This window comes from Actinomadura sp. NPDC049753 (assembly GCF_040674655.1).
In the GTDB taxonomy this organism is placed as follows: Bacteria; Actinomycetota; Actinomycetes; order Streptosporangiales; family Streptosporangiaceae; genus Spirillospora; species Spirillospora verrucosospora.
In genome coordinates this window covers 24,347-36,052 of the sequence record NZ_JBFARL010000071.1, presented here as the reverse complement: position 1 = coordinate 36,052, position 11,706 = coordinate 24,347, and the positions used below count along the sequence as shown (strand labels likewise).

Sequence of the window (11,706 nt, the reverse complement as noted above, 5' to 3'; positions counted from 1 at the left end):
GGAGAAGTACAGCTCCAGCGTCCCGACGCGCACCCCACCACGAGCCCGATGGCGAAGCCGCGCCGTCCCGCCGGGTGCAGGTCCGCCGCCGCGTACCGCGAGAGCTGGGCCCCCGCGTTGCCGAGGCCGAGCAGCAGCATCCCGAGGCACAGCCCCGCGACGTCGCCGTTCGCGACCGCGAGGGCGGCCAGGCAGGCTCCCGCCGCCGCGGCGGCGTAGCCGAGGACGAAGGCGCGGCGCCGGCTCGCCCGCACGAGCCGGGTCAGCGCGAGGGCGCCGGCGCCCGTCCCGACGATGCCCGCGGTGCTCGGCACGCCTCCCCACGCGGCGCCGAGCCGGTCCGCGGCGACCAGGGTCGCGGTCGCGCTCGCCACCGCCATGGACGCGTTCATCAGGGCGACGCCCGAGCAGAGGGCCGCCATCGGACGGGATCGTTTCTCCATGCCTTAACGCTAGAAACGCCATTTCTCGAAAGGAATGGATGATCCCTGGCTTTCAGCTCTTTCGGCTTATAGATTGCAAAGCGATGTTCCGAAGGGACTTTCCAGATGGACCAGACGGACTGGCGGATCCTCGCCGAACTGCAGCGGGACGGCCGCCTGTCGTTCAACCGGCTCGCGGCCCTGGTGAACCTGTCGCCCCCGGCGGTCGCCGAGCGGGTGCGGCGCCTCGAGGAGGCCGGTGTGATCACCGGCTACCAGGCGCGCGTCGATCCGGCCGCGGTCGGCCAGCCGCTGACGGCCTTCGTGCAGATGCGGTGCGCCCTCGGCCGCTGCCTGCTCAAGACGTCCGCCGCCGAGGACCTGCCGGAGGTCACCGAGGTCCACAAGCTGAGCGGCGGCTGGTGCACGATGCTGAAGGTGCGGGTGGCGTCGATGCAGCACCTGGAGGGGCTCCTGGAACGCCTCGGGGAGCACGGGGAGATGAACTCGCACATCGTCCTGTCGACCGCCTACGAGGGCCGCGCCGTGGAGCCGCCCGCCCCCGGCGCTCGCGCCGTCACCCGCTCGGAGGGCTGGACGCGCTGAACCGGCGCGCCCGGCGGCCCGCGCGGGTTCGCGTTTCTTCGCCCGGCGCGAGGGTGCCGGAGATGGTTCAATCGAGCGTTATGTGGCACTCGTCACTGCGCTCCTCGCCCTGGCGGCAGTGGTATCAGCCCGGGGTCCCCCGGGAGGTCGACATCCCGGACGTCCCCGTCACGCGCCTGCTCGACGACGCCGCGGACCGGTTCCCCCGCAACCACGCGCTGATCTTCTTCGGCCGGCGGATCTGCTACCGGGACCTGCGCGAGGCCGTGGACCGGTTCGCCGACGGCCTGCACCGGCTGGGAGTGCAGCCCGGCGACCGGGTGGCGCTGATCCTCCCGAACTGCCCGCAGCAGGTCATCGCGTTCTTCGGCGTGCTGCGCAGGGGCGCGATCGCGGTCCAGCACAACCCCCTCTACACCGAGGAGGAGATGCTCCGGCAGCTCGCCGACTGCGGCGCGCGCGTCGCCGTCGTGCTGGATCGTTCCTACACGACGGTGAAGGCCGTGCGGGCCCGCGCGGGTCTGGAACACGTCATCGTGACGTCCCTGGCCGACTTCCTCCCGGCCACCCGGCGGATCGCCCTGCGGCTCCCGCTCGTGCAGATGCAGCGGCGGCGCGCGGCCATCACCGCCGACGTGCCGCAGGAACCCGGCGTGGTCCCGTTCAAGGAGTTGCAGAGGGCGCCCGCGCGCCGCGTACGGCAACTCCCCTTGGACCCGTCGAGGCATCTGGCCGCCATCCAGTACACCGGCGGGACGGAGGGGCGCCCCAAGGGCGCGATGCTGACGCACCGCAACCTCGTCGCGAACGCCTGCCAGCAGCACGCCTGGGACCTCGACGGGCGCCCCGGCGAGGACGTGACGCTGGCGGTGCTTCCGCTGTTCCACTCGTTCGGGCTGATGAGCTGCCTCGTCGCGCCCGTGATGACCGCCGGGGCGGTGGTGCTGCTCCCCCGCTACGACGGCGACCGCGTGGTCCGCGCGATACGCAGGTACCGGCCGACCATCTTCCCCGGGGTGTCGACGCTGTACGAGCAGGTGCTCGACAGCCCGCGGTTCCGGCCGGACGACCTGCGCTCCCTGCGCATCTTCATCTCCGGGGCGATGGGGCTGTCGCAGAGCACGATCGACCGGCTCGCCGAGGTCGGCGCCAAGGGCCTGATCAACTGCTACGGGCTGACGGAGGCGTCCCCGGCCGTCACCGCGAACCCGCTGGGCGGCGGGGCGCGGAACCTGACCGTCGGGCTGCCGCTGCCCATGACCGACGCCGTCATCGTCGACCAGGACGAGCCGACGAAGGTCCTGCCGCCGGGCGGGACGGGAGAGGTCGTCGTGCGCGGGCCGCAGGTGTTCGCGGGCTACTGGAACGCGCCGCTCGCCACCGCGCAGACCCTCTCGAAGGGCTGGCTCCGCACCGGTGACATAGGGGTGATGGACGAGAAGGGTTTCATCACCATCGTGGACCGCCAGCGAGACATGATCAAGGTGAGCGGCTTCACCGTGTCCCCGTCCGAGGTGGAGAAGGTGCTGCGCCGCCATCCCGCCGTGCACGACTGCGCCGTGGTCGGCGTCCCCGACGCCCGGCGCGGCGAGCGCATCATCGCCCACGTGGTGGAACACCCCGCCTACCCGTTCTCGGCGGACGAGCTGCGCCGGCACTGCGAACGCTATCTGTCGCACTACAAGGTGCCCTCCGAGTTCCTGCCCCGGACGGAGCTGCCCCGGAACATGCTGGGCAAAGTCGTCCGGCAGCGGCTGCGGGACGAGTTCGCCGCCTCGTCGGCGCAGCGGATGGGCCCCGCGCGGAGTGGTTGACTGGTCGCGTGCAAACCGAGACCGTCCAGCCAGGGCTCTTCACGCGGCTCGCCGAGATCGGGCGTCAGAGCGCCACCCGGGACGGACGGCCGGAGACCCTGTACGACCGGCACGGTGTGCTCGTCGTCCGCGTCGGCGACGTGGTCGTGAAGGCGCACCAGGCCGACCGGGAACACGGAGCCCCCTTCCTCGCCCGGATCGGGCTGGCGGAGTCGCTGCCCGATCTGGTCGTCGGCGCCTTGGGGCCGCCGCTCACCGTGGACGGCCGCACGGTCACGCTCGCGGCGTTCGGTGAGCCGGTGGATCCGGCCAGGGAACTCCCCTGGGAGGAAGGCGCCCGGCTCCTGGCGGCCCTGCACGCGATGCCCGTCCCGGCCGACGCTCCGCCGTGGGGACGTCCGACACGCGTGGCGCGCCTGGTCTCCCGCCTGCCGGACGGCCCCGCCGCGGACGCGGTGCGGCGCGCGTTCACCACTCTCCCCGCCTGGATACGCGGCGAGGAGAAGGAGCCCGACGGGCGCACCCGCTGCCTCATTCACGGCGACTGGCATCTGGGCCAGATGGTCTGCGCACCGGACGGGCGATGGCGGCTCATCGACATCGAGGACCTCGGCGAGGGCGACCCCGCATGGGACCTCGCCCGGCCCGCGGCGCTCTACTCCGGTGGAGTCCTCCCGCCGCAGGACTGGGAGCGCTTCCTCGGCGCGTACAGGGAGGCGGGCGGCCCGGCCGTGCCGGCGCAGGGCGATCCCTGGACGGCCCTGGACGTTCCCGCGCGAAGTCTTGCGATCCAGATCGCGGCCACGTGCGTCATATCCGCGGGGAGGGAAGATCGGCCACTCGACGGCGCGGAGCAGGCGATGGTCGACGCCTGCGTGAGAATATCCGCGGCGGGGGACGCGGCATGACGTGGCGCCCAACCTGTCCTACATTTAGCCTCTACCTGGGGATCCATACCGGAAGGATGACAAGGCGATGCACTGCCCTAAATGTCGTGGCGTGATGCGGACCTATACCCGCAGCGGCGTCCACATCGAGCAATGTGACAGCTGCCGGGGCATCTTCCTCGACTACGGCGAGCTCGAGGCCCTGAGCCAGATGGAGTCGCAGTACCGGGCGGCTCCCCCGCCCGCCGCGGCGCCCGGCTGGGGGACTCCTGCGCCGGCGGTCCACCACCATCACCACGGCGGGCACCACCGCCCGCACCACGGCAGCGTGTTCCACATGCTCTTCTCGACCTGACCGGCGGCCACGGCCCGCCCGAGGGCGGGCCGTGGCGCGCGAACGGTCACAGGCGCGGGTCCACCGGTTCCGACTCCAGCGCCAGGACGGCGAAGACCGCCTGGTGGACGCGCCACAGCGGCTCCCTGCCCGCGAGCCGGTCGAGGGCCTCGACGCCCAGCGCGTGCTCCCGCATCGCCAGCGACCGCTTGCGCCCGAGCGACCTGCGGCGCAGCCGTTCGAGGTGCTCCGGCTCGCGGTAGTCGGGCCCGTAGATGATGCGCAGGTACTCCGGCCCCCGGCACTTGACGCCGGGCTGCACCTTGGCGTCCTCCGGAAGCGGCCCCAGCGGCTTGACGACCATGCCCTCGCCGCCCGCCGCGGTGAGCTTCTCCCACCACTCGGCGGCCGCGGCCTCCGACTCCGGCGACCCCAGGTCGACGGTCATCGACCCCGTCCGCTGGACGAGCCCGCTCACGTCGCCGTCCGCCAGACGCCCGGCCACGGACATGTGCCACTCGTGGTCGCGCAGGACCGCCCACGAGCGGCCCTCCCCGGCGAGGACCTGGAACGGCGCGAAGCGCACGCCGGTCAGCCCGTCCACCGGCCAGCAGTAGCGCGCGTACGCGTCGCGGAACCGGAACGCGTTCGCGGCCCGCCGGTCGATGCGCTCGCGCAGCCCGCCGACGTCGAGCCCTCGCCCCTCCGCCCGCGCGAGCGCGTCGGCCGCCACGGGCAGGGCGGCCCGGGCCGCCGCGCCGGTCGCCGCGTACTGGGTGCGGATGAGGTCCATCGCCTTCGCCGACCACGGCATGAGCTCGCCGTCGAGGACGAGCCATCCGGTGTCCAGCTCGTCCCAGAGCCCGGCCGCGCCGACGGCGGCGCGGAGCCGGTCCAGGACCTCGGCCGTGCGGGACGGGTCGCGGAAGAAGGAGCGCCCGGTGCGGGTGTAGACGGCGCCGGTCGTCCCGTCGTCCACGCCGAACCGCTCGGCGGCCACCGAGGCGTCGCGGCACACGACCGCCACGGCGCGCGAGCCCATGTGCTTCTCCTCGCACACCACGCGCGGGACGCCCTTGTCCCGGTACGCGGCGAGGGCCTCGGCCGGATGCTCCAGGTATCCCGGCAGGGGCGACGTCTCGGCGGGGGCCATGGTGGGCGGCAGGTAGACGAGCCAGCGCGGGTCCACCGCGAACCGGCTCATCACCTCCAGCGCGGCCAGCGCGTTCTCCTCCCGGACCGAGACGCGTCCCATCAGGCGGGTCTCGACGCCCTGGTTCCCGAGGACGTCCCCGATGTTGAGGACGTCGTTCTCCCGGTGGCCGCCCGCGCTCGCCTTGGCCGGCGCCTCCAGCGGGCGCGTCGGCTCGTACCAGACCTGCCGCGCCGGAACCGACACCAGCTCGCGCTCCGGATACCGCAGCGCCGTCAGCTTCCCGCCGAACACCGCACCGGTGTCCAGGCAGATGGTGTTGTTCACCCACTCCGCCTCCGGGACGGGCGTGTGGCCGTACACGACCATCGCCTTGCCCCGGTAGTCGCGCGCCCACGGGTAGCGCACCGGCAGGCCGTACTCGTCGGTCTCCCCGGTCGTGTCGCCGTAGAGCGCGAACGAGCGGACCCGCCCGGACGCGCGGCCGTGGTAGTCCTCCTTGAGCCCCGCGTGGGCCACGACCAGGCGTCCGCCGTCCAGGACGTAGTGGCTGATGAGGCCGTCCATGAACCGCAGCGCGCCGTCGCGGAAGTCCTCGTCCTCGGCGGCGAGCTGCTCCAGCGACTCGGCGAGCCCGTGCGCGAGCCGCACCTTGCGCCCGCGCAGGGCGCGGACGAGCTTGGCCTCGTGGTTGCCCGAGACGCACAGCGCGTCGCCGGCCGCCACCATGCCCATCACCAGGCGCAGCACGCCCGGCGAGTCGGGGCCGCGGTCGACCAGGTCGCCGACGAAGACGGCGGTCCGCCCGCCGGGGTGGCTCGCGCCGGCGGCGCGCCCCCGCGCGTCCCGGAGGATCTCGTAGCCGAGTCCGGCGAGGAGGTCCTCCAGCTCCGCGCGGCAGCCGTGCACGTCGCCGATGACGTCGAACGGGCCGGTCAGCTCGCGCCTGTCGTTCCAGGCCTTCTCGTACCGGATCGTCGCGGCGTCGATCTCGTCGGGACCGGTCAGGACGTGGACGCGGCGGAACTCGCGGCCCAGCGAGCGCATGCCGCGCCGCAGCTCGCGGCGCTGGCGAGGAATGACGTGCGGGGCCAGGTCGCGGTCCGGGCGCCCGGCGTTGCGCTCGGCGGCGAGGCCCTCGGGGACGTCCAGCACGATCGCCACCGACAGGACGTCGTGCTCCTTGGCCAGCCTGAGCAGCGACTCCCGCGCCTTGGTCTGCACGTTGGTCGCGTCCACCACGGTCAGCAGTCCGCGCCGCAGGCGCTTGCCCACGATGTAGTGCAGCAGGTCGAACGCGTCGCCGGTGGCCGACTGGTCGTTCTCGTCGTCCGACACGACCCCGCGGCAGAAGTCCGACGACACCACCTGGGTCGGCTTGAAGTGCTTGCGCGCGAAGTGCGACTTGCCCGACCCGGACACGCCGACGAGCACGACGAGCCCCATCTCCGGGACCTTGATCTCGGTCATCGGGTGAACACTCCCATCTGCGTCGGCGCGCCGACCTCGGGGTCGTCGTCGCCGACGGGCACGTGGCGGACGCGGTAGCCGTGCTCGGCGGCGACCCGGTCCGCCCATGCGCGGAACTCCGGGCGCGTCCATTCGAAACGGTGGTCGGGGTGGCGCATCGCCCCGGGCGCCAGCCCCTCGTAGCGGACGTTGTGCTCGGCGTTCGGGGTCGTGACGACCACGACGCGGGGCGAGGCGTGGCCGAACACGACCCGCTCGACGGCGCCGAGGCGCGGCGGGTCGATGTGCTCGATGACCTCCATCAGCACGGCCGCCTCGTACCCGCGGAACCGTTCGTCGGCGTAGGTGAGCGCGCCCTGGAAGACGTCCTGGACGCGGTCGTTCTCGCGGCGCGGCTGCTTGTCCAGGCGCAGCCGGCGCGAGGCGTGGCCGAGCGCGCGGTGCGAGACGTCCGACCCGGAGATCTCGCTGAAGAACTCGTCCCTGGCCAGCCGCGCCAGCAGCTTGCCCGAGCCGCAGCCGAGGTCGATGACCCGGCGGGCGTTCTCGTCGTGCAGCGCCTGCACGACCGACCGCAGCCGCAGCTCCGCGAGCGAGACGGACGCCTCCTCGGGCGCCGCCTCCGCCTGCCCGTCCTCGGCGGCGGGCTCCTCCTCGACCTCCACCGGGTCGAGTTCCTCGTCGGACGCGTCCTCGGCGTCGGCGAGACGGCCCAGCGCGGACTGCACGAGGCTGCGCCGGTTGGCCAGGTACCGGCGCGTGATGGCGCCGCGGTCGGGGTGCGCGGCCAGCCAGCCCTCCCCCGCCCGGATGAGCTTGTCGACCTCGTCGGGCGCCATCCAGTAGTGCTTGGCGTCGTCGAGGACCGGCAGCAGGACGTACAGCTGGTTGAGGGCGTCGGCGAGCCGCAGCGTCCCGGTCAGGGTGAGCGTCACGTACCGGGAGTCGCCCCACTCGGGGAAGTCCGGGTCGAGCGGCACGGGCACGGCCGACACGTCCCAGCCGAGCGGAGCGAAGAACCGCTCGGCCTGACCGGGGCCGCCCCTGCACGGGAGGGCGGGAAGGACGATCTCCAGCGGGATGGGCGTCTCCGCCAGTTCGGGACGCAGGTCGCAGCGCCCCCGCATGGCGGTGCGGAACACGTTCGCCATGGCCGACGCCAGGAGCGACGACGCCGCGTACGGGCGGTCGTTCACGTACTGGCCGAGAGAGAAGTCTGGTGTGCCTCTGCCGCGCGTGCGCACGAGCTGGACAGGGTCGACGTCCAGCAGCAGGGCAGCCGTGCAGCGCTCCTCCTCCGCGTCCGGGTAGAAGACGTGCGCCGTGCCGTAGGACTGCTCGAAGCGCTGCACCCGGCCGGGATGCTTGTGCAGGAGGAACCCCAGGTCGGTCGCCTGGTTCATCGTCGTGGTGATCGTCAGAAGCACGCCCCAAGTGTGGCGGAACGCGCCGAACGCCCCCATCCATTTTCCGGAACGCCCGTCCAAAAGGGTTTGCGCCCGGCTTCGCCCGGCCAGCAGAATCCGGAGCGACATGAGCAGACACCCCCGCCAAATGACCGCGCAGGAGACCGTGGCCATCCTCGAACGCGGCGACTACACCGCGCCGTCCGGCCGCACCGTCTCGATCGCGGACGGCCTGGCCGACGCCGTCCGGCGCACCGTCCTCTACCGGCCGGGCGAGCTGGACACGCTCCTGAAGAACCTTCCGCCGGCCGACCCCGGCACGCGCACGCGGATCGAGGTGACCGGAGAGACGACGCTCGCCGCCGCGCGACGGCTGTGCGCCCCCGGGACGACGCCGCTCGCGCTCAACTTCGCCTCCGCGAAGAACCCGGGCGGCGGCTTCCTGAACGGGGCGCACGCCCAGGAGGAGGGGCTGGCGCGCTCCTCGGGCCTGTACGAGTCGCTGCTCTCGGCCAGGGAGTACTACGACTTCCACCGCACCCAGGGAGATCTCCTCTACAGCGACCACATGATCTACTCGCCGGACGTGCCGGTGTTCCGGGACGATTCCGGGCGGCTTCTGGAGGAGCCCTACGGCGTCACGTTCCTGACGTCGCCCGCGCCGAACCGCGGCGCGATCCGGGACGCCGCCAAGGCCGAGCGGGTTCCGGCGGCGCTGCGGCTGCGCGCCCGCAAGGTCCTCGCCGTGGCGCTGGCCAACGGGCACACCCGGCTCGTTCTCGGCGCCTGGGGTTGCGGCGTCTTCCGCAACGACCCGGCCGAGGTCGCCGAGGTGTTCGCCGAGGCGCTGCGTCCGGGCGGAGGGTTCGCCGACCGGTTCGAGCACGTGGTCTTCGCCGTCTGGGACACGGCCAAGGGCGCCCCCCGGCACGCGGCCTTCGAGCGCGCCTTCGCCTAACCGTCCTTCTCGGGGCAGGACGCCTCCGCGGCGTAGGAGGCGATTCCCCGGACGAGCATGTCGAGGCCGAACTCGAAGCGCCCGTCGCCGCTCTCCGCGGTGAGCTCGTCCACCATGCCGGAGATCGTCGGGTAGCGGTCCTTGGGCAGAGCGGCGAAGTACTCGCGGATCTGGTCGAGGTACGTCTGGAAGTACGTCCAGGGGTCGCCCGCCCCCGGGGGCGTCTTGGCGTGGTGGAGCGTGTCCTCGATGGCGTCGGCGTCGAGGAACATGCCGAGGGTGCTGACGGCGAGCCCGGCGATCCGCTTCGGGACGCCGCCGGCGCGCATGAGGGCGAGCTGAGTCTCGGCGACGTCCAGCAGGTGGGGCCCGGTGGGAATGAGCGCCATCGACACCACCGCGATGTCGCGGTGCGAGGTGTAGACGCGGCGGATCTCGCGCGCCAGCTCCTTCAGCTGCTCCTGCCAGCGCGCCGGGTCGGGGACGGGGAGCCGGATCTCGGCGGCCACCCGGTCGAGCATCAGCTCGCGCAGCTCCTCCTTGCCCGAGACGTGGGCGTAGAGGGACGCCGGGCCCGTGCCGAGCTCCTGCGCGACGCGGCGCATGGTCACGGCGTCCAGGCCCTCGGCGTCCAGGACACGGATCGCCGTGTCGACGACGAGCTCCTGCGTGAGCGGCTGGCGGGCGGGCGCGGCCTTGCGCGGCCTGCGGCCGGGCGGTGTCGGCATGTCCGGGCGTGCGGTGACCACGTCAGGACCTCCTGATCTCGCGATGCATCTTGACTATCGCGAATCGCGATATATCTTCTCTATTACAGAGAGGATTTCTCGTACACGAACATCGTACTTGACACGAACAGCGTTCGCCCGTAGAACACTGTTCGTAGACAACGAACACTGTTCCCCCGGAGTGACCATGACCGAAACCCTGACCTCCCCCGCCCGGGGCACCGCCGACGGCGGCTACCGCTGGCGCTGGGTCGCCCTGTTCGTGATCCTCGCCGGCGAGGTCATGGACATGCTGGACGCCCTGATCACGGCCATCGCGGCCCCCACGATCCGCGCCGAGCTCGGCGGGTCGGCGGCCACCATCCAGTGGCTCGCCGCCGCCTACACCCTCGCCATGGCCGTCGGGCTCATCACCGGCGGACGCCTCGGCGACCTCTACGGGCGCAAGCGGATGTTCCTCATCGGCGCGGCCGGCTTCACGGCCGGCTCGCTGCTGTGCGGCATCGCCGGCTCCCCCGGGATGCTGGTCGGCGCCCGCGGCATGCAGGGCCTGTTCGGCGCGCTGATGCTGCCCCAGGGCATCGGAATGATCAAGCAGATGTTCTCGGCGAAGGAGATGGGCGCCGCGTTCGCCATGTTCGGGCCGGTCATGGGGCTGTCGTCGGTCGGCGGCCCGGTGCTGGCCGGCTGGCTGATCGACGCCGACCTGTTCGGCACCGGCTGGCGGATGATCTTCCTGATCAACCTGCCGCTGGGCGCCGCCGCCGTGCTCGCCGGGCTGAAGTTCCTGCCCGAGGGGCGCGCCGAGCACGCCTCCCGGCTCGACCTCACCGGCGCGGCCCTGGCCTCCCTCGGCGCCGGGCTGCTGATCTACCCCCTCGTCCAGGGCCGCGAGCACGACTGGCCCGCCTGGACGTTCGCCATGATGGCCGCCTCCCTCGTCGTGTGGGGCGTGTTCGCCTGGTACGAGACCCGCAAGCAGCGTCTCGGCGGCGACCCGCTGATCGTGCCGAGCCTGTTCCGCAAGCGGGGCTTCACCGGCGGCCTCGTCGTCGGCCTGGTGTTCTTCTCCGGCGTCGCCGGCCTCGGCCTGGTGCTGGCGCTGTTCTTCCAGCTCGGGCTCGGCTACTCCCCGCTCAAGGCGGGCCTCGCGCAGATCCCGTGGTCGGTCGGCATCGTCATCGGCTTCGGCCTCATGCAGGCCGTGCAGGGCCTCGGCCGCAAGGTGATCCACGCGGGCGCCGTCGTCATGGCCGCCGGGATCGCCGGGCTCTCCCTCACGCTCCGGTACGCCGGGATCGACGTCACCCCCTGGCAGCTCGTCCCCGCGCTGACCGTCACCGGGATCGGCATGGGCCTGCTGATGGGGCCCTTCTTCGACACCGTGCTGGCGGGCGTCGAGCCCGAGGAGACCGGCTCGGCGGGCGGCACGCTCACCGCCGTCCAGCAGCTCGGCAGCGCGCTCGGCGCGGCCGTCCTCGGCACGGTCTTCTTCGGGCTGCTCGGCGGGCACGTCGCGTCCGCCGCCGACGACGGGGCCGCCGCCCTGCGCCGCGACCTCGCCGCCGCGTCCGTCCCCGCCGCGCAGCGGGACCGCGTCGTGGACGGCCTGCGCGACTGCGGCCGCGACCGCGCCACCGCCAAGGACGCCGCCGCCGTGCCCGCGTCGTGCCGCCGGCTCCAGGACGACGTCAAGGCCGCCGTCGCCGCCGCGCCGCAGTCGGCTCCCGCCGTCCAGAAGGCGGTCGCCGGGGCCGGCGAGCACGCGGCCAAGGCCGGGTTCGGCGACGCCATGAAGTTCACGCTCTGGGTCGAGGTCGGGCTCCTCGGCCTCACCTTCCTGGTGACGTTCCTGCTGCCGATGCACGCGCGCCCGGAGGAGGAGGCCGCCTGACGTGACGCACGGGGCCCGCGCCGGCGCGGGCCCC

The 11,706-nt window shown here is 72.9% G+C and carries 9 protein-coding genes and 1 pseudogene; 6 read left to right on the top strand and 4 right to left on the bottom strand.

The annotated features are described in order from the left end of the window. A pseudogene (locus AB0K37_RS19750) lies at nucleotides 1–443 on the bottom strand (hypothetical protein); the annotation flags it as partial. Nucleotides 444–548: 105 nt separating this feature from the next. Between AB0K37_RS19750 and AB0K37_RS19745 the strand changes: the two are divergent. From AB0K37_RS19745 to AB0K37_RS19730, 4 genes are all read left to right on the top strand, one after another. Beyond that, nucleotides 549–1,028 carry an Lrp/AsnC family transcriptional regulator gene (locus AB0K37_RS19745; protein WP_363982879.1) on the top strand — a complete coding sequence of 160 codons (480 nt, stop codon included), beginning with the start codon at nucleotides 549–551 and terminating at the stop codon, nucleotides 1,026–1,028. Nucleotides 1,029–1,108: 80 nt separating this feature from the next. Continuing rightward, nucleotides 1,109–2,842, top strand: coding sequence for an AMP-binding protein (locus tag AB0K37_RS19740; RefSeq protein ID WP_363982876.1), 1,734 nt, complete (start codon nucleotides 1,109–1,111; stop codon nucleotides 2,840–2,842). Nucleotides 2,843–2,850: 8 nt separating this feature from the next. Beyond that, nucleotides 2,851–3,750, top strand: a complete 900-nt coding sequence (locus AB0K37_RS19735; protein ID WP_363982874.1) for an aminoglycoside phosphotransferase family protein — start codon at nucleotides 2,851–2,853, stop codon at nucleotides 3,748–3,750. A 67-nt stretch (nucleotides 3,751–3,817) separates the two neighbouring features. Further along, nucleotides 3,818–4,084 carry a zf-TFIIB domain-containing protein gene (locus AB0K37_RS19730; RefSeq protein WP_363982871.1) on the top strand — a complete coding sequence of 89 codons (267 nt, stop codon included), beginning with the start codon at nucleotides 3,818–3,820 and terminating at the stop codon, nucleotides 4,082–4,084. Between the two features lie 46 nt (nucleotides 4,085–4,130). Here the strand turns inward: AB0K37_RS19730 and AB0K37_RS19725 are convergent, their stop codons facing one another. Further along, nucleotides 4,131–6,686 (bottom strand): polynucleotide kinase-phosphatase, encoded by a 2,556-nt coding sequence (locus AB0K37_RS19725; protein ID WP_363982868.1) that lies wholly within the window; start codon nucleotides 6,684–6,686, stop codon nucleotides 4,131–4,133. Continuing rightward, nucleotides 6,683–8,113: a 3' terminal RNA ribose 2'-O-methyltransferase Hen1 gene (locus tag AB0K37_RS19720; RefSeq protein WP_363982865.1), complete on the bottom strand. Its 1,431-nt coding sequence runs from the start codon at nucleotides 8,111–8,113 to the stop codon at nucleotides 6,683–6,685. The genes AB0K37_RS19725 and AB0K37_RS19720 overlap by 4 nt, the downstream gene beginning before the upstream one ends. 106 nt (nucleotides 8,114–8,219) lie before the next feature. Here AB0K37_RS19720 and AB0K37_RS19715 point away from each other — a divergent pair, with 106 nt between their 5' ends. After that, nucleotides 8,220–9,050, top strand: coding sequence for a TIGR02452 family protein (locus AB0K37_RS19715; RefSeq protein ID WP_363982862.1), 831 nt, complete (start codon nucleotides 8,220–8,222; stop codon nucleotides 9,048–9,050). Here AB0K37_RS19715 and AB0K37_RS19710 read toward each other — a convergent pair. Next, nucleotides 9,047–9,799 carry a TetR/AcrR family transcriptional regulator C-terminal domain-containing protein gene (locus AB0K37_RS19710; protein ID WP_363982859.1) on the bottom strand — a complete coding sequence of 251 codons (753 nt, stop codon included), beginning with the start codon at nucleotides 9,797–9,799 and terminating at the stop codon, nucleotides 9,047–9,049. The two genes, AB0K37_RS19715 and AB0K37_RS19710, sit on opposite strands and share 4 nt — an antisense overlap. 166 nt (nucleotides 9,800–9,965) lie before the next feature. Here AB0K37_RS19710 and AB0K37_RS19705 point away from each other — a divergent pair, with 166 nt between their 5' ends. Then, entirely contained in the window at nucleotides 9,966–11,672 is a 1,707-nt protein-coding gene (locus AB0K37_RS19705) for an MFS transporter (protein ID WP_363982856.1), read from the top strand. Nucleotides 11,673–11,706 lie beyond the last annotated feature (34 nt).